16 protein-coding genes and 1 pseudogene are annotated in these 21,096 nt (G+C 72.9%); 1 reads left to right on the top strand and 16 read right to left on the bottom strand.

From position 1 onward, the window contains the following. Positions 1-6: 6 nt before the first annotated feature. From ACZ4D5_RS38670 to ACZ4D5_RS38660, 3 genes are read right to left on the bottom strand one after another with little or no spacing between them, the layout of a single operon-like run. Entirely contained in the window at positions 7-930 is a 924-nt protein-coding gene (locus ACZ4D5_RS38670; protein ID WP_467777168.1) for a hypothetical protein, read from the bottom strand. Beyond that, positions 927-3,188, bottom strand: coding sequence for a WD40 repeat domain-containing protein (locus ACZ4D5_RS38665; RefSeq protein ID WP_467777167.1), 2,262 nt, complete (start codon positions 3,186-3,188; stop codon positions 927-929). Before ACZ4D5_RS38665 ends, ACZ4D5_RS38670 begins: the two co-directional genes overlap by 4 nt. Next, on the bottom strand, positions 3,185-5,200 hold the full coding sequence (locus tag ACZ4D5_RS38660) for an ATP-binding protein (protein ID WP_467777166.1): 2,016 nt from the start codon (positions 5,198-5,200) through the stop codon (positions 3,185-3,187). Before ACZ4D5_RS38660 ends, ACZ4D5_RS38665 begins: the two co-directional genes overlap by 4 nt. 832 nt (positions 5,201-6,032) lie before the next feature. Between ACZ4D5_RS38660 and ACZ4D5_RS38655 the strand changes: the two genes are divergently transcribed. After that, a complete protein-coding gene (locus ACZ4D5_RS38655) occupies positions 6,033-6,659 on the top strand; it encodes a helix-turn-helix transcriptional regulator (RefSeq protein ID WP_467777165.1) in 627 nt (208 codons plus the stop codon). 127 nt (positions 6,660-6,786) lie between these two features. Here ACZ4D5_RS38655 and ACZ4D5_RS38650 read toward each other — a convergent pair whose 3' ends face one another. The 13 genes and pseudogenes from ACZ4D5_RS38650 to ACZ4D5_RS38590 form a co-directional block, all read right to left on the bottom strand. Next, positions 6,787-8,436, bottom strand: a complete 1,650-nt coding sequence (locus ACZ4D5_RS38650; protein WP_467777279.1) for a glycoside hydrolase family 13 protein — start codon at positions 8,434-8,436, stop codon at positions 6,787-6,789. Between the two features lie 161 nt (positions 8,437-8,597). Further along, the gene (locus ACZ4D5_RS38645) at positions 8,598-9,392 is read right to left on the bottom strand and encodes an HAD family hydrolase (protein ID WP_467777164.1); all 795 of its coding nucleotides are present in this window, start codon (positions 9,390-9,392) and stop codon (positions 8,598-8,600) included. Positions 9,393-9,397: 5 nt separating this feature from the next. Continuing rightward, positions 9,398-10,063: a sugar O-acetyltransferase gene (locus tag ACZ4D5_RS38640; protein ID WP_467777163.1), complete on the bottom strand. Its 666-nt coding sequence runs from the start codon at positions 10,061-10,063 to the stop codon at positions 9,398-9,400. A 43-nt stretch (positions 10,064-10,106) separates the two neighbouring features. Then, positions 10,107-11,000, bottom strand: a complete 894-nt coding sequence (locus ACZ4D5_RS38635) for an endonuclease/exonuclease/phosphatase family protein (protein ID WP_467777162.1) — start codon at positions 10,998-11,000, stop codon at positions 10,107-10,109. Between the two features lie 17 nt (positions 11,001-11,017). After that, entirely contained in the window at positions 11,018-12,013 is a 996-nt protein-coding gene (locus ACZ4D5_RS38630; RefSeq protein ID WP_467777161.1) for a methyltransferase, read from the bottom strand. After that, entirely contained in the window at positions 12,010-13,182 is a 1,173-nt protein-coding gene (locus ACZ4D5_RS38625; protein WP_467777160.1) for an MFS transporter, read from the bottom strand. Before ACZ4D5_RS38625 ends, ACZ4D5_RS38630 begins: the two co-directional genes overlap by 4 nt. Next, a complete protein-coding gene (locus ACZ4D5_RS38620) occupies positions 13,179-13,787 on the bottom strand; it encodes a DUF1349 domain-containing protein (protein WP_467777159.1) in 609 nt (202 codons plus the stop codon). The genes ACZ4D5_RS38625 and ACZ4D5_RS38620 overlap by 4 nt, the downstream gene beginning before the upstream one ends. Further along, complete coding sequence (locus tag ACZ4D5_RS38615; RefSeq protein WP_467777158.1) at positions 13,784-14,611, bottom strand: SDR family NAD(P)-dependent oxidoreductase; 828 nt, start codon at positions 14,609-14,611, stop codon at positions 13,784-13,786. The genes ACZ4D5_RS38620 and ACZ4D5_RS38615 overlap by 4 nt, the downstream gene beginning before the upstream one ends. Before the next feature lie 5 nt (positions 14,612-14,616). Next, positions 14,617-16,047 (bottom strand): glycosyltransferase, encoded by a 1,431-nt coding sequence (locus ACZ4D5_RS38610; protein WP_467777157.1) that lies wholly within the window; start codon positions 16,045-16,047, stop codon positions 14,617-14,619. Continuing rightward, entirely contained in the window at positions 16,028-17,842 is a 1,815-nt protein-coding gene (locus ACZ4D5_RS38605) for a 1-deoxy-D-xylulose-5-phosphate synthase N-terminal domain-containing protein (RefSeq protein ID WP_467777156.1), read from the bottom strand. Before ACZ4D5_RS38605 ends, ACZ4D5_RS38610 begins: the two co-directional genes overlap by 20 nt. Further along, positions 17,839-19,167: an aminotransferase family protein gene (locus ACZ4D5_RS38600; RefSeq protein ID WP_467777155.1), complete on the bottom strand. Its 1,329-nt coding sequence runs from the start codon at positions 19,165-19,167 to the stop codon at positions 17,839-17,841. Before ACZ4D5_RS38600 ends, ACZ4D5_RS38605 begins: the two co-directional genes overlap by 4 nt. Positions 19,168-19,275: 108 nt before the next feature. Further along, a complete protein-coding gene (locus ACZ4D5_RS38595; protein WP_467777154.1) occupies positions 19,276-20,424 on the bottom strand; it encodes a phosphotransferase in 1,149 nt (382 codons plus the stop codon). 414 nt (positions 20,425-20,838) lie between these two features. Further along, positions 20,839-21,006: pseudogene (locus ACZ4D5_RS38590) on the bottom strand (phosphodiesterase); the annotation flags it as partial. Positions 21,007-21,096: the final 90 nt, after the last annotated feature.

The following is a 21,096-nucleotide window of genomic DNA, read 5'->3' as shown; positions in this document are numbered from 1 at the left end:
CCCTTTTCACCCGAGGTCGTTCGCCGCCAGGTACGGGGCCAGGGTGGCCGCGGTCCCCGCGCAGCGCAGGTAGTTCTTGGCGTGGTGGAAGCCGAACAGCGGGTGCACCGTGTCGGTCAGGTCGAGGTCCACTCCGTCGAACGCCCGGGCGAGCCCGGGCGGCACGGCCACCGGATCGCCGGGGTCCGCGATGTTCACCCACCGGGCGGCGCCGGGCGGGCGGACGCCGTGGGGCGGCGGGACCGCTCCCGCGGGAGCCGGGTCCAGCCGCTCGAACACCACTTTGGGCAAGGCCAGCGGTGACCCCAGCGTCAGGAGGAGGTCGACGCCCGCGTCCGGGGTCAGATGCAGGGCCTCGTAGGCGACGACCGAGCCGAGCGAGTGGGCCACGACCACGCGCGGTCGGTGGCGCGTGATGCGTGCCGCCACTTCCGCGCGTGCCGCTATGCGCTCCTTGGCGTCCACCGCCCGGAGGTAGGTGGTCACTTCGGCGAAGAGAAGCCGTACGTAGATCCGCAGTCGCCCCTCGTCGAGGTCGAACCGGCGGGCCAGCCAGGCCGCCAACTGGCGTACGGGGAGCGTCAGATGCCCCTGGGCCGGCAGCCGGGTCATGCCCAGCGTGTCGGCCCATGCCTCCATCAGCTCCTGGGCCAGCGGGTCGGTGAGAGGGCCCGCGTCGTCCGTGCCCTGGGGCGGAGGGCCGGCCTTGGTGTCGAGCTTGTCCGCGTAGTAGGCGAAGTCGAGGTCCAGGCGCTCCGCGTCGACCCCGAGTCCTTCGGCGAGGTGGCGCGCCCAGGCGGCGGCCTGAAGTCGTCGGCTCTGCTCCATGCGTTCGTCGGACAGGCCGCGCCCGAAGCTGTTGCCGACACCGTGCACGGCCACGACGGGCAGGACGGGCAGAGCTGGGGTGATGGTGCCATCACTCGTCATCGAGGCCTCCGTAGCAGAGGGGACAGGTCCAGGACCGTGACCTCTCGGCCCATCCCGAGCAGAACCGTGCCGTCCGCGCGGACGGCGAGCGCCCTCGCCGTGTCCGGCAGTGCGTACGTGGTGAGGAGGGCCCCGCTCGCCGGGTCCCACACCTTCAGCGACCTGTCGTCGCCGCTGGACACGAGCAGAGGCCTGTCACCGGCGTGAACGACGGCCAGGGCGCGCACTCGTGCGCCGTGCCCGAGCAGGTGACGCACCTGGGCGCCGGTCTCCGGATCCCACACCTGGACCGTGCCGTCCCCGGCGCCGACGGCCACGAGCGGGCGTCCCCGCAACTGCAGGGCGGCGAGAGAACGGGGCCAGCCTCGGACCGGAAACCCGCTGACGAGACCCGGGTCCCCGGCGGTCAGCGGATGCACCCGTACCAGTCCGTCGAGGTGCGCGCTGACGACGACCGTCCGGGTGCCGCTGCCGAGGACGGCCAAGTCCCAGACGGCGCTGGCGCCGGGTTCCAGGGTGAGACGCGAGGTGCCTGCCGTGAGGTCCCAGACCCGGACCGTGCCGTCCGCGCACCCGACGACGGCGCTCGGCCGCCCCTTCACCTCGGCGGTGACGACCCGGCGCACGCCCCCGGTGCCCTCCGCCAACACCCGTACGACAACACCGTCGTCGATGTCCCACAGCCGCAGCGTCCCGTCGTCTCCCCCGCTGACCGCGAGAGGCCGCCCGTCGAGACGCGTGACCGCCACGGACCGGATCCAGTCGGTGTGCCCCCTCAGGTCAGCCGTCGGTGTGCCGGTGGCGAGGTCCCACACCCGCACCGTGCGGTCGTCGCCGCCGCTCACCGCGTGGACGCCGCCGGGATCCACCGCCACCGCCCGCACACGTCCGGTGTGTCCGGAGGAAGCCACCGTCCAGACGCCGGGGGTCTCCAGGTCCCACAGACGCAGCGTGCCACCGTCTCCACCGGTGACCAGGTGCTCCCTGTCGCCCACCCGCAGCGCCGCGATGCTCCGCACCGACGAAGTGTGGCCGTTCAGCACGTTCTTGAGCGCGCCGGACGCGACGTCCCAGACGCGCACCCGGCCGTCCGCCGCCCCCGCGACAGCGAGCAGCTGCCCCCGCACGTTCGGTGCGGCGAGGACACGGGTGCCGCCATCGGTTCCCGGCAGCTCACGCAGCCGTCGGCCCTCGAAGGGGTCCCAGAGCGCCACTGATCCGTCGGCCGAGCCGACGAGGGCGAGCGACCGCGCCGCGCCGGGCACTTCCGCGACCGTGCGGATCGCGCCGCGACCGCTGCGCGCCACCCTCTGGATTTCGCCGGTGTGCAGGTCCTGGACGGTCATCACACCGTCGAGGGTGCACGTCATCACATGGCGACGGTCATGATCGCGGAGCAGGGCGAGGGCGCCGAGTCGGTGGGCCTTGCCGGTCAGTTGCCAGGCGGCACCGCCGCTCGCCGGCTGCTGGACGAGGACCGTGCCGTCGGCCCCGACGGAGACGATGTGGCCCGTCCTCCCCCATGGGGCCACGGCGATGTGGGTGACCTCGCTCTCATGGCCGTGGAGCCTGACCGGACGCCCGTCGCGATGTACGTCCCAGCGCCAGAGCCCGCCGTCCGCGGTGCCGATCACCGTCTGGCCGACGCCGTGGAAGTCGGCCGCGGCGAGCGCGGTGGCATCGTCGTTGCGGCCGGGGCGCTCCTTCAACGGGGCACCGGTCGACAGATCCCACACTGTCACCGAGCGGTCCGCGCCGAGCGCGACAGCCACGGGGCGCCCGTCCGGCCCTGCCGGTGCGGCCACCGTCCGAACGCGCTGTCGCCCCAGGGGGACGGAGCGGATCAGGGCGGTCGAGACCTGTTGCCCGGTCGCCCAGCGCACGGTCCAGTCCTGGTCGTCGGGGAGTTCACCGCGCAGTCGGCGGTGGCCGAGCCGTTCAGCGGCCAGGGCCAGCAACTGGCCGCGCTCCCGCCCGTCCGGCGATCCGCGCAGGGTGGCGGAGTGCCGGAAGACCGCCGCGCTCAGCCTGGCCTCTTCCGAACGGGCCTCGTGCAGGACCGCGCCGATGGCCGCGGGGTCGGCGTGCAGCAGGAACCCGGCCTCGGCGAGGAGCGAGTCGAGGTCGCCGGCGTCGACGGCGTGGCGGGCCAGATGGCGCAGGAGATAGGGGTCGGCGAGGTGCCAGAGCGGATGACCGCCCCCGTCCTCGGGAACGACGTGCCGCAGCCGCTGGTACAGGCGACCGGCCGGAGTCACGGTGACACCTCCTCATGCAGCGCCCGTAGCTGGTCGGCGAGCCCTTCGTGGAACAGGCGGTACAGGGTGGTGCCGTCGGTGTCGATGTCGCGCCGGAGATAGAACCGGGCCGCGCCGTCGAGCAGCGTGTTCAGTTCCCGGGGCGGCAGGGCGGCCGTGGCATCGGGGTCCGACGTGAACGCCTGCGCCGCGTGTGCCAGGACGCGCTCCGGCATGCCGCGCCCTTGTGCGTAGGCGAGTGCGGTCAGTACGGGCAGCAGATGCCGCTGTCCCGAGTGGCGTCGCAGGTCCAGCTGGAGCAGCTCCAGCAGACTGCGCGGTGCCTGCTGTCCGAGCCGACGGGCCGCGGGCACGTCCCGGTCCGCGGGGCTCAGCCCGGCCGTGGCCAGCAGATAGTGCACGTACAGCCCCGCGGTGAGGAACTCGCCCCACTCAAGACCGCCACCGGCGCCGCTCCCTGGCTCGTCGCAGGTCAGCCGGTCCGCCATGCCGTCCGCGAGAGCGTGCCGTACCTCACGCAGGGCGCTGCCCGCGTACGGGGTGTCGTGCTCCAGGAGGTTCCGGACGTAGTCACGCACCCCGAGTCGCACCTGCGGGGCGGGCACCGCGTCGAGGTCGGTGACCTGTCCGCGCAGGGCGGCCAGCCGGAAGAGCCCGCGCAGCCCGTCCTCCCTCCGGGCACCGACCGCGATACGCAGCAGGCCCGGTTCCGCCAGGGCCTTGCGGGCCAGGGGCACGAGCAGGACGGAGGCGATGTCCTGCGGCTCCTCGGCCTCGTCGAGAGCGTCGACCACGACCGTGACCGGGTGCTCGTTGCCCGGTGCGTCGAGCAGCCCTGCGAGGTGAGCGGCGGGCCCCACGCCCTCAGCGGAGGCATCGTGAGGACCCGTCACCGGACAGACGGCGCCGATCTGCTGTTCCAGGGAGCGGACCACCTGCTCCAGGGTGAGCCGGCGGGCGTGCACCACGACCAGGCGGTCGTTCTGGCCGGGGCGGCTGCGCAGGTGGCCCCAGATCCCACGGGTGGCCTTGCGCAGTGCGGGGTGCGCGGCGCACACCAGCACCCCGAGCAGCGCCGACTTCCCTGCCCCCGGCTTCCCGGTGACCACCCGCAGTGCGGGGGTGCCCCCGTCCAGCCAGGCCGCCAGTTCCTCGACCTCGGCCTCGCGACCCGAGAAGTAGCCGTACTCCCCCTCCCTGGCCACCGGGTGGCCACCCGATGCCCGGCGCCGGAAGTGTTCCGGGTCACCGGCCCACTCCGTGAGCCGTGCGATCTCGGGCAGCACGTCATCGGGCAGTTCGATCGTCGGGCCAAGGGCCGTGTGCTCCCCGTAGGAAGGGTTGGGGAAGAACGGGAGGTCGAGGTCCACATGGCCGGGGACGAGGCTGGTGAGGATGTGCTGCACCGGCCCGCGGTCGGTGTCGACCAGCCCCCTCACGACCCGCTCGATCTCCTGGTAGACGGTCTTCGCCGGGATGTACGGGAGGGACTGGTCGATGCGCAACTCGCCGTCCCGGTAACGGTGCAGCACCTGTGTGGCGGCCTGGCTCAGCCGGTAGCCGAACGCCTGCTGCTGCGCTCCGGCGGCGGCCAGTACCCAGGCCCGGCGCCCGGTCACCTCCTGGCGCGTGTGCCAGGACTCCACCGCGACCTGGCCGGCGTAGCAGACATCGAGGATGAACAAGGTGTGGGGCCGGTGGCGTCCGGGGTGGTCCTCGATCAGGTGGATCCAGTGCGTGACGGGGACCGTGAGACGTTCGCCGTGGGGGTCGAGGACGTACAACTTTCCGCTGCTGCTCTCGGCGAGTTCACCGTGCCCGACGATGTGGACGACCAGGACGTCGATGTCGCGGGCGGTCACTGCCTCCTCGATCGCGACGCTGTGGTCCAGGGGCTCCCTGACGTCCTTCGACCGCAGCAGCGTGTACCGGAAGTCACCGAACGCCTCGGCCACCCGCCGTGCGTGCAGGGGCGCCTCGTTCAGCACGTCGAGCTCCGCACGGGGCGGCATGCCGTCTTCGTCCGGGGAGAGGGATATCCCCAGAGCGAGTACGGCGTAACGCCGGTCGCGCGACGGATATGTCGTGTCCTCGAGAGGCCGGGCCGTTTCATCGAGCACGGCTGTCGCTGCCCTCCCCACCATCCCGTACCGCAGGCTGATCCGACCATAGGTGAACGGGCGGAGGTCTCACCGGTCGAACGGGAAAAAGGCTGGGCCGGGTAGGTCGGGTCTGCGACGCTCACCCGCCCGCCCGGGCGGGCAGGCGGGCGGGCAGGCAGGCAGGCAGGCAGAACAGCGAATTGCGCCGGCGGTCGACGGTGGCGTCCGCCGGTAGGTCTCGGTGATCCGCGGTCCGTGGCACGGGCGTGCCGGCGCGAGAAGGGGTGCCGGGAGATCACCGGGCATCCCTTTCCAGGGGCGTCAGGGCGGCGAATTCCCGCGGGGAAGCCCGCGGAATTGGCGGAAAAGGACCACCAGCCGACGGCGCCCACGCGTCAAGGACGCGTTACGCGAAGGCCGGTGAACAGCGCTGTCCCCTGCTGTGCACGGTGCCGGAGCCGGGCCTGGGCCGGGAGATCACCACATCGGGCACGGGGAACGAATTGAGTCAGTCGGGCGTTGGCAGCATGACTCTCTCTTGATCGTCTTCATAAGTCCGGAGAGAATCACGTCAGTCTCGTACACCTTCGTCGGCCATACCTGAGGTGCGCCCTTCTCCCTTCCTGTCCCCCCCCACATTGCCTGTTGGTTCACCGACGGTTTGCCCGACCGGAAAATCCTTGCCGCATCGGTTCTTCCCATGCCACCCCACGGCGCGGGACCTGTCAGAAAACCTGTGTCAGTGAAACGCATTCCCGTAACCGTCCACACGTCCGATCCGCTGAGCGAAACCGGAATTCTCAGTTTCTTACGCGACGACCCCACCCTTGAGGTCCTCGACCGGGAGGAGTCCCGCACCGGTGGGGTCGCGGTCGTTCACACCGGCCGCCTGCACGAGTTGGCGGCGACCAAGCTGCGCAGGCTCTCCCGCGGCAGCGACCAGGCCATCGTGCTGATCGCCGACCGCTTGCGGGAGCCGGAGATGATGGCCGTCGTCGACTGCGGTGTACGGGTGGTCCTGTGGCGTCAACAGGCCACCCCCGGACAGCTGGTGGAGGCGATCCACTCCGCCGCGCGCGGCGAGAGCCGGCTCCCGCCGGACCTGCTGAGCCGTCTGCTGACGCAGACCAGCCTCCTGTACCGGCACACCCAGAGCGACGGCGACCAGCGGCCGACGCTGGGGCTCTCGCTCCGGGAGGTGGATGTCATCAAACTCGTCGCGGAAGGGCTGGGCACCCGTGAGATCGCGGACAAGCTCGCCTATTCGGAGCGGACGGTCAAGAACGTCCTGCACGCGATGATGACCCGCATGCAGTTGCGCAACCGGGCCCACGCGGTCGCCTACGCCCTGCGGGAAGGCCACATCTGACCCGCCTGTAGCGTACGGCCTGCGCCCGGGAGGCGGCCGGGGTCCGTGGAAACAGGTGGCCACGCCCCGGGCCTTCGGGGCCAGGGCCACCGACGTACCGATCAGGCCGGTGCCGACCTCGTCGACGCTACGCATCGGTGTCCCTTCCGCGGGCGTCCTCGTCCGGGGGCCACATGGCCGACCGCTGGTCGCCGGGGGCGGGGGTACGCAGCCATACGGCGGTGTCGGACGGCACGTGGAGGTCGCGCAGGGGACCGCTGGTGAGGAGGACGGCGTGCTCGGGCGGCAGGGCGACGGGCCGCTCGCCGAAGTTGACCACGCAGACCAGGTCGCCGCGTCGGAAGGCGAGGACTTCCGGGCCGCTGGGCAGCCACCGCATCGGGGTGTCGGCCGCGGCACCGACCGAGCGGCGCAGCCTCAGTGCCGTGCGGTACAGCTCCAGCATCGAACCGGGGGTGCCGTCCTGGGCCTCGACGGTGAGTTCGGCCCACTGCTCGGGCTGGGGCAGCCACGGTTCGGCGCCGCCCTGGGTGAAGCCGAACGGCGGGGCGGTGCCGGACCAGGGAAGGGGGACACGGCAGCCGTCGCGGCCCGGGTCGGTGCCACCGGAGCGGAAGTGGATCGGGTCGCGCAGCCGCTCCGGGGGGATGTCCTCGGCTTCGGGCAGGCCGAGTTCCTCGCCCTGGTAGAGGTAGACCGCGCCGGGCAGGGCAAGGGTGAGCAGGGCGGCGGCCCGGGCGCGGCGGGTGCCCAGGGCGAGGTCGGTGGGGGTGCCGAAAGTCTTGGCAGCGAGGTCGAAGGAGGTGTCGGCCCGGCCGTAGCGGGTGACGGTGCGGGTCACGTCGTGGTTGCACAGCACCCAGGTGGCGGAGGCACCGACAGCCACGTGGGCGGCGAGGGTGGCGTCGATACGGGCGCGTAGCGGCCCGGCGTCCCAAGGGCTGCCCAGGAGGTCGAAGTTGAAGGCGGTGTGCAGTTCGTCCGGGCGCAGGTAGCGGGCGAAGCGTTCGGGGGCGTCGGGGAGCCAGATCTCGCCGACCAGGACGCGGGGGTCGGGGTAGGAGTCGGCGATCTTCCGCCAGGAGCGGTAGATGTCGTGGAGTTCGTCGCGGTCGATGTAGGGGTGTGGCCGGGGGTGTTCGGCCAGGTCGGGCAGGGCGGGGTCCTTCGCCGAGGCGATCGCGGTGTCGATGCGCACCCCGGCGGCGCCACGGTCGAACCAGAAGCGGAGCACGGCCTCGTACTCGGCCCTGACCTGCGGGTGGCTCCAGTTGAGGTCGGGCTGATCGGGCGTGAACAGGTGCAGGTACCACTCGCCGGGGGTGCCGTCCGGGGCGGTGGTGCGGGTCCAGGCGGGGCCGCCGAACTCGGAGGTCCAGTTGTTGGGCGGCTCCTGGCCTCCGGGGCCCCGGCCGGGGCGGAAGTGGAACAGGGCGCGTGCGGGGCTGCCCGGGGGCGCGGCGAGGGCCGCGCGGAACCACGGGTGGGCGCTGGAGAGGTGGTTGGGCACGATGTCGACGAGGGTGCGCAGCCCCAGGTCGCGCGCCGCGGCGATCAGCCGCTCGGCCTCGTCGAGGGTGCCGAGGTCGGGGTGGATGCCTCGGTAGTCCGCCACGTCGTAGCCACCGTCGGCCAGCGGGGAGGGGTACCACGGGGTGAACCACAGGGCGTCGACGCCGAGTTGGGCCAGGTACGGCAGCCGGGCGCGGACACCCGCCAGGTCGCCGGTGCCGTCGCCGTTCCCGTCGGCGAAGCTGCGCGGATAGATCTGGTAGATGACGGCGCCGCGCCACCAGTCGGCTGCGGTGCCCTGCCCGGTCGCGGAGGGTTCCCGGGCCGTCGTCGTGGCCGCCGTCGCCGCCGTCGTAGCCGTTGGTGCTGTCGTAGCCGTTGGCGCTGTCGTCGTCCGGGCCGGGGCCCCGGGGCTCGTCGGGTGGTTCACGGCGTGCCCGCCGACGGGGCCGGCCGTCCCAGGTCCACCGCCCACAGTCCGGGCAGGACGTGGTCGGCCGCGGAGTAGTCCAGGGAGCGGGTCAGCTCGGTGGGGACCGCGGTCACGGTGATCCCGGCGGCCTTCGCCGCGGCGACGCCGGTCAGCGAGTCCTCGAAGGCGACGCAGCGGGACGCCGGCACACCGAGCCGGGCCGACGCCTCCAGATAGACGGCGGGGTCGGGCTTTCTGCGGGGCACCTCGTCGCCGCCCACCACGGTGTCGAAGAACTCCTCGATGCCGAAGTGGCCCAGCCAGCGCCGCACCCACTGCGTGTCGGCCGCCGACGCCACCGCCACGGGCAGACCGGCGGCGCGCAACTGCTCCAGCAGGTCCCGTACGCCCGGCAGCAGCCGGATGTGCTCGGGGGTCATGAAACGCTCCCACAGCTGGGACAGCCGCTCCTTGAGAGCGGCATGCGCGCGGGGATCGCCGTCGCCGGGGCCCGGGGAGGAGACGGGCCCCCGGGAGTCCGGTGTGCCCGGCGGGGCAGGGGAGTTCGCGGTGTCCAGGAGGATGTCGAACAGGCGCGGGTAGCCGTCGGGTCGGCCGCACACCTCCTGGGCCCATATCCGTGCGGGCAGGGTCGCGCCGTGCTCCTCGAACAGGGCGGAACAGGCGAGGAAGTCGGGGCGTATGGAGTCGACCAGGATGCCGTCGTGGTCGAAGATGACCGCCTCGACCACGGGGGCCGTGGACGCGTGCGGGACGGCGGGGGCGGGGGCGGCGATGGCGTCGGTCATGGCGGTCACAGCTCGCGGATGACGCGGGCGGGGTTGCCTGCCGCGAGTACCTTCGGCGGCAGGTCCTTGGTGACGACGCTCCCGGCGCCCACCACGGTCTCCGTACCGATCGTCACCCCCGGCAGGACGGTCACACCGCCGCCGAGCCAGACTCGGTCCTCCAAGGTGATGGGCTTGGCGTACTCCCACATGCTGGTGCGCAGGTCGGGCTCGAAGGGGTGGTTGGCGGTGAAGAGCTGGCACCGGGGCGCGACGAAGACGTCCGCGCCGAGAGTGATGGGGGCGCAGTCCAGCATCATCACATCGAAGTTGACCTTCGTCCTGGGGCCGAACTCGATGAAGAACCCGAACTCGCACAGGAAGCGGGGCATCACCCAGCCCCCCGGTTCGATCCGGCCCAGGAGGTCGCCCAGGAGGCTCTCGCGGGTCTTGAAGTCGCTCAGCGCGGTGCTGTTGACCTTGTCCAGCAGGTCCATGCAGCGCTGGCGGTACGGGCGCAGGGCGGGGTCGGTGGCCGAGTACAGCTCACCGCTGGCGAGCCGGGCCTTGATCCGGGTCAGCTCGGCCGGTTCGAAGGCGGCCGTGGGCCCGGCCGAGGGCGGCGCCTCGGGGGACGTCGCCGCGGCGGGTTCGGGGTGTGCGGACGAGGTGGCGGAGTTCGTCGGGTTCATCGGGTGCGGGAGGTGCCTTTCTGCGTGCTGTCGGCCCGGCCGCTCAGCGGCGGTGGAGCCGGAGGGTGATCGGCCGGTGGTCGGAGGCCGCGGGCCGCGGGCCGTGCGGGTACAGCCGGGGGTCGTCCACGGGCCGGTACGCGGCCAGGTCCCCGGCGAGCCCGGGGGTCAGCAGGAACACGTCGATGCGCCGTGCCGCTTCGCCGGGCGGGTGGAAGCCGAAGGTGGGCGACCGGTCGCCGGTCCGGGCGCCCGCGTCGAGGAACAGCGGTTCCGGCGCGGCGCCGAGCAGCCGGTCCAGCGGTGCCCGGTCGGCGTGGTCCTCGCCGGGCACCGTGTGGTCGGCACGGCGGTGGCGGGGCACGGTGGACCAGTCCGGTTCCGCGTCGCCCGGCGGCACGGTGTTGGCGTCCATCGCCAGCAGCGTGGGGTGGGGCGCGTCGGGGTCGGCGTACCGGCGCAGGTGATCGGACTCGATGCGCCGGTTGGTCGCGCTGTACGGGTCCAGGTGGGCCACGACGAACCGCAGCGGGGCCGAGCGGCCCGGCAGCCGCAAGGTGGCGCTGCCGTGGCCGTGCCACTGGGCGAGGTCGGGCGTCGACTGCTCGACGTCGACCACCTCGATGTCCCGCTGCCAGAACACGGCCAGGTTGCAGCCGGTCTTGGCGGGGAAGAGCACCCCGTCCATGCCGAAGGCGGCCTTGGCGTCCTCGAAGAAGGCGCGGTCGTCGAGGTCCCAGCCCCACCCCTCGGTGGTCATCAGTACCCGGGGCCGGTGGTCCAGGACCAGGTCCCGCTGGAGGTGCCAGCGCTCGTCACGGCCGTAGTAGCGGTCGACGCCCGCCTCGTAGAGGTTCCAGAACATCACCAGGTCGCTCGTGCCGGTCCCGTCACCGTCGGCGCCGGGGCTCGCCCCGGGTGCACCGGTGGGAGGCAAGGGCCTTTCGGGCAGGGTCACTTGATGCCCACGACCATGGACTCGGGGCCGTCCAGGTGCTCGACATAGGTCTGCGAGAAGCCCGCCTCGCGCAGCCACTCCTGGCAGTCGGCGCCGGTGTAGTCGAAGCCGCCGGGGACCTCGGCGTGCATGATGAGGCTGAGGATCAGCCCGACGGCGTTGCTGGACCGGTCGTCGTCGATCAGCGTCTCGTAGACCAGGACGGCTCCCCCGTCCGGCAGCGCCTGGTGGGCGGCGCGCAGCAGCCGCAGTTTCTCCTCCCTCCCCCAGTTGTGCAGGACGTGTCCGAGGACCAGGACGTCGGCGGCCGGGAGCGGGTCGCGGAAGAAGTCGCCCTCCTGGAAGGTGACGCGGTCGGCGACGCCGAGGCGCGCGGTGTACTCCGCGAAGCCCTCCCGGGCCGGGGGCAGGTCGAATCCGATGGCGCTCAGGTGGGGGTGGCTGGCCAGGACGTGGCCGGGCAGCGCGCCCTCGGCGCAGCCGATGTCGGCCAGCGAACGGTAGCGCTCCCAGGGGAACTTCTCCGCGATGGCCTTGGCCGGGCCCATGCTCAGCGCGGTCATGTCCTTCTGGAAGGCGCGCACCGAGTCGGACGCGGCGTACATGGCGGCGTAGAAGTCCCGGCCGTCCTGGGCCTGGCGCGCCGCCTGCCCGGTGCGCAGCACCTGCGTCAGGTCGTCGGCCAGCCCGGCGCACTGGGTGACGAAGCTGCCGCCGAGGTAGGTCGTGGGGCGGTTCGCGTCCAAGTACTCCGCTGCCTCCGGGGAGTTGGCGTACCGGCCGTCGGTGCGCACCAGCAGCCCGAGGGCGACCAGGGCGTCGAAGAAGTCGGCGGCGGGCCGGGGGTGCAGGCCCAGGCGGTCACGCAGTTCGGTGGCCGGCAGCGGGTTCTCGGCCAGTTCGGTGAAGACGCCGAGCTCGACGGCGCTGAGCATGGTCTTGGTCTTCCAGTGGGCCCACATCAGGTCGGTGACGGGCTGCGGTGAGGTCATGGTGAGGTCTCCAGTTCGTGGTGGGGTGCCGGTCGCGGCAGGGCTGCGGGCCGGTGGGCCAGCCGGGCGGCGACGGCGATGGCCAGGCCGCACAGCAGCGTCAGACCGGTCAGGGACAGGGGGATCGCGGCCCAGCGGCCGGGGGCCGCGAGGCCGATCAGGTAGGGCAGGGCCGCGCTGCCGACGAGATTGGCCACCAGCAGCGCGGAGTTGACCCGCTCGGGCGCGGGCAGCAGGGCGTTCGCCCAGGCGAGCGCGGTGGGGAAGACCGCGGCCAGCGCCAGCCCCGCCAGGCCGTACGCCACCGGAGCCACGGCCGCGACCAGGGTGGCTGCCAGTGCTCCGGCGGCGGCCAGCAGACACGCTCCGATCACCTGGGGGTGGCTCAGCCGCCGGGCCGCCCACGGCACCACCAGACGGCCGACGGTGAGCCCGGCCCAGAACAGCGCGGTGAACCGTGCCGCGTCGGCCGGGTCGTGCCCCAGAGCGGTCAGATGGGTCGACTCCAGCGCGCCGATCCCGGCCTCGACGCCCGCGTAGGCCAGCGCCATCAGGGCGAAGACGGCCAGCAGCGGCCCGGACGGGCGCCGGGAGGCGGTCTCGCCGGTGCCCTGTGCGCTCTCCCCGGCGGCCGTGGCCCGTACCAGCAGCAGCGACAGGGCACCGGTCACCAGCAGCAGCCAGGACACCCCGCCCCACTGGCCCACCAGCAGCGGGCCCAGCGTGGCTCCCGCGCCGAAGCAGGCGTGCAGCACGTTGAGCAGCAACGCCGGGCGCGGCAGCGAGGGTTGGGCGAAGAAGGTGTTCAGCTGCAGGATCAGCCCGCCGTACCCGACCCCGGCGACCAGGGCGAAGGCGCACAGCAGCCACCAGTGCGGCGCCAGGGCCATCCCCACGGTGCTGCCCGCGAAGGCCGTCAGCAGTACGGTCATCAGCGCCCGGCCCGGCAGGTGCCGGGTGGCCAGTCCGCAGCCGGCGATGGCCAGCAGGGCGCCGAGGTTGTAGAGCACGACCAGTTCCGCGCCGCCGCCGTCCCCGAGCCCGTAGGCCGTCCGCAGCAGCGGCAGCGCCGCGCCCAGCGCCCCGGTGACCACACCGAGGAGCAGGGACAGCGCCAGCGCCGCCGCGATCAGCGGGCCGGGTCCGGCTGCCGGTGTGCGCCCGGTCACCGGCGGTCGCTCAGGGGGGCGGGGCTCAGGCGCAGCGGGGCGAAGCGGGCCGCGGCGGACGGGGAGAAGGGTGCCTGGACGAACGCGCCGAGCTGGAGCTGTGCTGCCGTGAAGCCGAGGAAGGTACGGACGAACCGCCAGTCCTCCTGCGGCTGTTGGCGGTAGAAGACCGCGTGCCGGCGGCCTTCGCGGGTCAGCAGCAGGTCGGCGGCGGGGCCGTCCAGCGCGGGGCCCATCGCCTCGTCGGACGCGGGGCGGGACAGGACGGTGACCACCGCCCAGCCCCCGGCCCTGGTCCGCTCCACGCACACCTTCAGCCAGCCGTCCTCGCCGTGCAGGGCCAGGCCCGCCGCGTCACCGAACGCCGAGCCCTCGACGGTGACCCGCGTCCAGGCGGTGAAGTCTCCCTCGACGGGCCGCCGCAGCAGCGGCAGGGAGTCGGCCTCGTACGAGCCGGGCAGGTTGTACAGGTCCGCTCCCCCCGGCGCTTCGATCCGCAGCGAGTCCCCGGCGCGGGACCAGGACTGCGGTTGGCCCAGCCACCGCCAGGGGGTGTGGGTGTCGGCTCCGTCGCCGGGCCACGGCGCGTCGGCACATCGCGTCACGGGGCCGTCATCCCGCCGTCGACGCTGATGGCCTGCCCGGTGACCTTGGTCGCCGCGGCCAGGTAGACCACCAGCTCCGCGATGTCCTTGGGGGTCTGGAACTCGCGCTGGGGGATCATCGAGCGCATCCGCTCCCAGCACTCGTCCTCGCTCTCGCCGGGGCGGACGAACTCCGAGAGCAGGTAGCGCCACATGTTGGAGCGGACGATGCCGGGGCAGACGGCGTTGACGCGGATGCCGTCGCGGGCCACTTCCTGGGCGAGCGCGGCGGTGAAGCCGACCACGCCGAACTTGGCGGCGCAGTAGTGCGCGACCTTGGCGAAGCCGGAACGGCCCGACACCGAGGAGAAGTTGACGATGGCGCCGCCACCGGAGGCGCGCAGCAGAGGCAGGGCGTTCTTGGAGGACAGGAAGACCCCGTCGAGGTTGCCGGCCACCACGTGCTGGAACTCGGTCAGTTCCATCTTCTCCACCGGGCAGACGTGGGTGACGCCGAAGGCGTTGACCACCACGTCCAGGCGCCCGGCGTCCTCGGCCAGGTCCGCGTAGAGCGTGCGCACCTGCTCCTCGTCGGTGGCGTCGGCCTGGGCCGCGCCGACCTCGAGCCCTTCCTCGGTCAGCCGGGCGGCGAGCTTCTGGGCGTCGGCGAATCCGGTGACCTGGGTGGACTGGTAGTGGTTGAACTGCGAGGGCAGCTTGTCGGTGTCGGCCACCACGACGCGTGCGCCGCGCCGGGCGAGCTCTTCCACCACGGCGGAGCCGATGCCCCGGCCGCCGCCGACGACCAGCGCCACCTTGTCGGCGAAACCTGTTGCGAAGTCCATGTCTCTCATTCCTTTCCGGCGCCCGCGCCCACCGGTCGGGGCGCGAGGCGATAGGTCAGCGGCGGCAGTACCAGGGCGTCCAAGAGCCGGGGAAAGGCCCGGTAGTCGGCGAGGTTGCGGCCGGGCCGGTCCACCAGGTCGTGCAGCGCGGCCCGTTCCGCGGCGTCCTGGTCTCCGCGGCCGGTCTGCGTGTCTCCGTGGCCGGTCTGCGCGCCTCCGTGGCCGGTCTGCGTGGCGCCGGCGTCCAGGGCGCGGTGCACGGCCTGGTCGCGGCCGCCGAAGAAGTCGGTGAACAGCCGCTCGGCCCGCTCCAGGGTCCGCTGCGGGTCGAAGCCGGTGCGGGCGGGCACGCGCAGGGCCTGGGGCAGCGTGGTGTCGTAGGCCAGGGCGTGCTCGTCCACGTCGCCGGACAGGGCGCGCAGGAACGCTTCGTCCCGGAAGGGCGCCGCACTGCGCAGGGCGGCCGGGGCGTAGTCGCGGTCGAGCAGCTTGGCCGCCAGTACGTCCTCGTCGACCCGGCCCAGCGGCCCGACGCGGCTCATGGTGAACTCGCCGACGGTGTCGAGTTCGGTGGGCACCAGGTTGCGGGCGGGCAGCAGTTCCACGGCGGGGCCGATGTCGGCGGCCAGCACGGGAACGCCGTGGGCCAGCGCCTCCAGCACCACCCGTCCCAAGGTCTCCCGGGAGGCCGTGCTGGGGAACAGCAGCACGTCGACACGGGCGAAGAAGTCGGCGAGCTGGTGCTGGCCGAGGATGCCGAGCAGTTCGACGGCGCCGGGCTCAACGCCCTGCTCCCCCAGGGCCGCCCGCACCGCGTCCGCCTCCCATCGGGGGTGGTTGGGCTTGCCCGCGCACACCAGGCGCGCCCGGCCGCCGCTGTCGCGATGGCAGCGGGCGAACACGTTCAGCACCTGGTCGAAGTTCTTGGCCAGCGAGAGCGCACCGAGGTAGCCGATGCGCAGGGGCTGCCCCGGCCCGGGGGCGGGGGCGGGCTCCCTGCGGGGCAGCCGGTCCAGCATCGGGTAGGCCACCGCCGCGTTCTCCTCGGTGACGGAGGCGAAGTGGCGGATGTACAGGCGGCGGGTGTACTCGGTGGGAAAGAGCGCCAGGTCGCCGGGGCGGACCAGCGGCGCGCACAGCTCTTCCTGCGCCCAGTAGCCCGACCACAGCGCGGTGTGCACCTCGCGGACGATCCGGAACCGGCCGCCGGTGCGCTGCCGCCAGAGGTGGTAGAGGAAGGCGTACGGCCCCGACCCGGCGTAGACCACGTCGCCCGGCCCTGCGGAGGCGACGCTGTCCGGCCCCTGGGTGAGGTCGTGCCAGGTCACGGGCTGGCGGCGGGTCAGCAGCTCGGCCATCTCACGGTGCATCAGGATGGCGCCGTCGACGATGCCGTCGGTGTCCGGGGCGCGGTAGTCATGCGTGTGCAGTCGCATGCGCGCCCTCCTCGATGCCGTCGGCCGCGGTGGGTTCGGCGCTGTCGGGCCACTCCCCCAGGCCGCGCAGCAGCTCGCCGAGCTGCTCGGGGCTCATGCCGTGCAGCCGCAGCTGCCGGTCGTGCACGCGGTTGGCGATGTCCTGGCGTACGCCGTGCACCTGGGCGGGGAGCAGGTACTTGGTGCGCAGCCGCTCGCCGAAGCCGCCGTGGGCGCCGTTGTACTCGACCGTCAGCAGGCGTTGGCAGCCCCCGAGTCGGGCCAGGGTGGCGCTGTCCAGGTCGGGGTCGAGCGCGGCGCAGTGCAGATGCGGGATGCCCAGCTCGCGGTTGGCCTCGGCGACGAGGACCCCGGCGTAGCCGAAGGTGACCACGGCCGCCTGCGGCTGCTCGTCGCCGGGCGGGGTGAGCCAGGTGCCGCCGTCCACGTCGGCGGCACAGTCGGCCGCGGGCGGGTCGAACTTGGCGTCGACGGCGCTGATCACATGGGTGGTGTCCGGGTGCTGGTGCAGGCGGTCCAGGCAGGCGGCGAACTCGGCCGCGGTGACCGGCTCGTAGACCCGGGTGTTCAGCAACTGGCCCAGCAGGTTGGTGGCGTTGTGGGCGCCGCCCCACGCTCCCCAGCTCCGCCCGGCCAGCACCAGCAGGTTGCGGACGCCGGTGGTGGCCTCGGTGAGCATGCTCAGGGAGTCCATGTAGTACATCGCGTCGGTGGCGACGACCTTGACGGTCTCCTCGGGCAGGGCCAGGGTCAGCCCCAGGCTGAGGGTCTCGGCGAGCCCGGTGTTGGTGTACGGGACCTTGCCGCGCAGCCCGAAGCGTGCCGCCATGTCGGCGGTGAACACGGCCAGTTCGCGGCCGGTGCGCTCCTGATGGGCGGCCAGGGCCGCCCCTGAGGTACTGGCGAAGGACACCTTCGCCGGAGAGCTGGTGGCCGGTGCGGCGGAGGCGGCGGGCTTGAAGCTGTGATCACCCTTGCGGGTACGGCACACCAGCGCGGCGGAGGTCGGCCCGGCCAGCAGTTCGCTCAGGGAGCCGCGGACGGTGGCGCTGTCGAGGCCGTCGACTTCCTCGACCCGGCCGAGGTAGCTGGCCAGGTAGCCACGGCTGAGCGGCTTCAGCAGCGGCTCGATGCCCTTGTCGTTGGTGTCGACGACGAGGATCAGATTGTGCAGGTCCGCCTCGTGGGCGAAGCGCAGGCACTCGAAGACCACGCCTTCTTGCAGCTCGCCGTCGCCGGCCAGGCAGACCACCTTGCGGTCCTCGCCACGGCGGGCGAGGTCCCACGCCAGGCTGACGGCCTGGGCCACGCCGACCCCCAGGCTGTAGCGCATGGTGTTGGTGAAGCCGAGGTCCTGGTGGACGACGCCGGTCAGGCCGCCTTGGTGGAGGGTGGCCAGCGGCGCGAACGGCAAGTCGCCGCGGACGTAGCGCTCGGCGTAGAAGGCGGGGGCGATGTGCCCGCGCCCGACGACGAGTTCGGCCGGGGCGGTTCCGTCCTCGGGCACCAGGCCCAGCTCGAAGCAGGCCCGCACGATCGGCAGGGAGGACAGGTTGCTCTGGTAGTTGCCGGACCCTGCTATCTCGTGCATCCGCAGCAGCACCCGCGCGCTGTCGCCGTAGAGTCTCTCGGGTACGGCGGCGGCCAGTTTGCGCATGCTCTCCAGCAGCGGGCCGCTGTAGGCGCCCGCCTCGAGCTCGGCGAGCTCGCGGCGTACCACGGCGCTCTCCTGCTCGGTCAGACGGGGCAGCGCGGCGGTGGCCGGCCCCTCGACGAGGGTGCGCAGCGTGCTCATCGGGCCGCCCCGCAGACCTCGTCCAGGGCTTCGCCGAGAATCCGCAGCGTTTCGTCCGCCTCGGCCTCGGTGGTCACGAACGCGGGGGCCAGCGTGACCCAGTCGTCCTGGCCGCGCAGGATCAGGCCCCGCCTGAGGCAGGCCCGGGCGACCTCCTCACCGATCGGGCCCTGCCCGCTGCCGCCGTCGGGGCCGGTGAGCTTGGCGCCGTACAGCAGGCCGATGGCGCGCAGGGTGCCGCGCCCCTCGACCAGTCGTCGCAGCCGGGGCTCGATGTACTGGGACAGGTTCCGCACCTTGGTGAGGTAGTCGCCGTCGTTGAACAGAGTCACCGCGGCCAGGCCCGCCGCCGAGGCCATGGGGTTGGCGGCGTAGGTGTGGGAGGGCGCGAAGGAGCGCGGCCCGTCGGCGTCGCCGAGGATGGCGGCGACGTGCTCGCCGATCAGGACGGCGGCCAGCGGCGCGTAGCCGCCGGAGATGCCCTTGCCGACGCACATCAGGTCCGGGGTGACGCCGAAGGTCTGAGCGGCGAAGGGGTGGCCGGTGCGGCCGAAGCCGGTGACGATCTCGTCGAAGACGAGCAGGACGTTGTGCCGGTCGCAGATCTCGCGGAGGCGGGTGAGGTACTCGGCCGAGGGGATGGCCATGCCCCGCAGGTGGATCACCGGTTCGATGACCAGGGCGGCCACCGAGTCGGGTCCCTCGGCTTCGATGGTCCGCTCGATCATCTCGGCGGCCAGCGCGGCGGACCGGTCGGCCTCCACGCCCCAGAACTCCTCCAGGCAGTCCGGCGGCCAGACGTGGACGACGCCGGGCAGGCCGGGGCCGAAGCGGCTGACGTCCGGGCGGCCGGTGAGGGTCAGCGAGCCGAAAGTGGCGCCGTGGTAGCCGTGGTAGTGGCTGAGCACCTTGACCTTGTCGGGGTTGCCGTGCGAGCGGTGGTACAGCCGGGCCAGCCGGATGGCGGCCTCGACGCTCTCCGAGCCGCCGTTGACCAGCTTGGCGGCGGTGATGCCGTCGGGCGCCAGGTCCACCAGGGCCTGGGCGAGGTCGAGCGCGGCTTGGTTGGCGCCGTGCAGCGGGGGGTTGAACGGCAGGGTGTGCAGCTGCTGTTGGACGGCCTGGGCGATGGGCCCGCAGTCGTAGCCGAAGCAGGTCACGAACACACCCGACATGGCGTCCAGGTAGCTGCGGCCGTCCGCGGCGGTCAGGCGGACGCCCTTGGCGGAGGTGAAGAGGAGGGAGTCCTCGGAGTGGGGGACCTCGAAGCAGTAGGCGGACAGGTCGGTCGGCCACGGCGACGCCGCGGTCTCCTTTGCGGTCATGCGGGAACTCTCTCTGTGCGGGAGGGAATGATCAACGAAGGTTGTTACACAGGTGATTGAAGAAGGTGACGAGTCGTCAGATCCCGTACGGGGGCGAGCCGGACGTCCTCACGACGCGGGCGCCGAGGCGTCGTCCGGAGCGGTGAGCAGGTGGTGGATCTCCAGCCTGCGCGCCGGTGACAGGAGGTCGAAGTAGCCCAGCCACACGGGGCTGAGGATGTTCCGTTCCAGGATGTCCTTGGCGATGTCGACGATCACGGGGAGCGCGTGGGCCATGAGCAGCGGCATCAACAGCCGTTCCTCACCCGGCCGCAGGAGGCCACGCGCCGTCGCGGCACTCCGGAAGGCGGCGAGCGAGCGGCGCCGCCGGTCGGGGTCGGCCACCCGTCCGGCCGCCTCGGCCAGCCACGCCAGGTCCAGGAGCCGGTCGCCGAGGTGGACGTTGTCGAAGTCGAGGACTCCTTGGACGCGCGGCTCACCGGTGGGGCCGTCGTCGGTGAGCAGGAAGTGGTGATAATGCAGGTCGCTGTGGACGACCGCGGGCCTGGCGACGGGCTCCCCGACGGCGGGGACACCGGTGTGACGCAGCAGGTGCCCGCCCGCGACCGTCTCGCGCAGCGCCGTGGCCGCCGCACGGCGCCAGTCGTCCTCGCCCTGCTCGGCCAGCGGGAGCAGCCGTTCCTCGGCGTCCTTGAGGGCCGTCGGCCAGTGCTCCTCGTCGACCAGCCGGGGCAGCGGAATCCGCGCCAGCTCCCGTGCCACCGGTGACGGCAACCGGTCAAGGGCGGTACGCAGATCCAGCCCGGCGCGTACCACCTGCTGGGCCTGGGCGGCGGTGAACCACACGGCGGAGGAGCCGTCCAGGCGGGGGTTGAGCTCGCAGACCAGGCCCTGGCACCACACGCTGGTGGCGCCGTTCAGCGCGGGCACGGCCTCCGGGACGGGCACGCCCAGGTTCCGGCAGTGCGCCGCGATCCGCTCTTTGAGCGGGTAGAAGCGGCGCTGCCGGGCGGCGTCGGGGTTCAACTGCACCTTGAGGACATGGCCGTTGCCGGGCAGGTCCACGTGCCACAGGCCGGCGGTGTGGGTGAGCGGCGCGGCCCCGTCGGCCGAGAACGGGCGGACGGGCAACCCCGCCCAGGGCTCGCCCCAGCCCGCCGCCAGCACCCGGCGCACCCATGGCGCGCTGCCGGGCAGCGCGTCACCCGGCGCCGGGAGGTCGTCCCGGTCCTGCTCAGGCCGTTCGTGACTGTGCATGTCGTCCCTGTTCGCGAGGTGGTTACGGCCACCACTCCACCCCACGCGTCGGACCGTCGACCAGATCCAGAAGGTCTCTTCCACGGGGCAGCTGCCGCTGCCCCACCGACGGCGCTCGCCCGCCGACCGCCCCGTAAAAAATGCCCCCGCGCCGGGAGCCGGCGCCTGCCCGTCCTACGCCACCTGCCTCCCTCCGACACTGCCGGCGAGGGCCCGTACACGGGCTGTGGCGGCCGCCTGTCGGCTGGGCGGCGGCCCTTCCTCCCTTCGACCAGGGGCCGGAAAACGAGGAGCGTTGCCCCAACGGCCATGGCCCGGGGTGCCCGATCGCCGCCCCGGGCCATGGCTCGACGGCCGGTTCACCTCCGCTCGAGCACAGGTGAACCGCCGGTCTCCGTGCGTCCGCAGGAGGTGCCCGGGGATCGAGGAGTCGCACATGAGGATCCGTACGCCGCCGATGTCGTGACCCTCGTTGACGGGTGCGGACTCGGCGGCGCCGCCGAGCAGCACTTCACGGAACTCCGGTCGGGAGTCGTGGTTTCCGGGGCACAGCAGGACGGGGAAACGGGCCTGAAGCTCCCGCCGATCGCCGCCCGTGTGAGCAGAGGTGGCGGCGGTGAAGGCCTGACGGTCCTTTGTTGCCGGGTTCGAGCCGGGGGCGTGCGGCAGGGG

It is taken from the genome of Streptomyces sp. NPDC025651 (assembly GCF_055558735.1).
The sequence above is the reverse complement of the archived record's forward strand: the minus strand, read 5'-3'. Positions and strand labels throughout refer to the sequence as shown.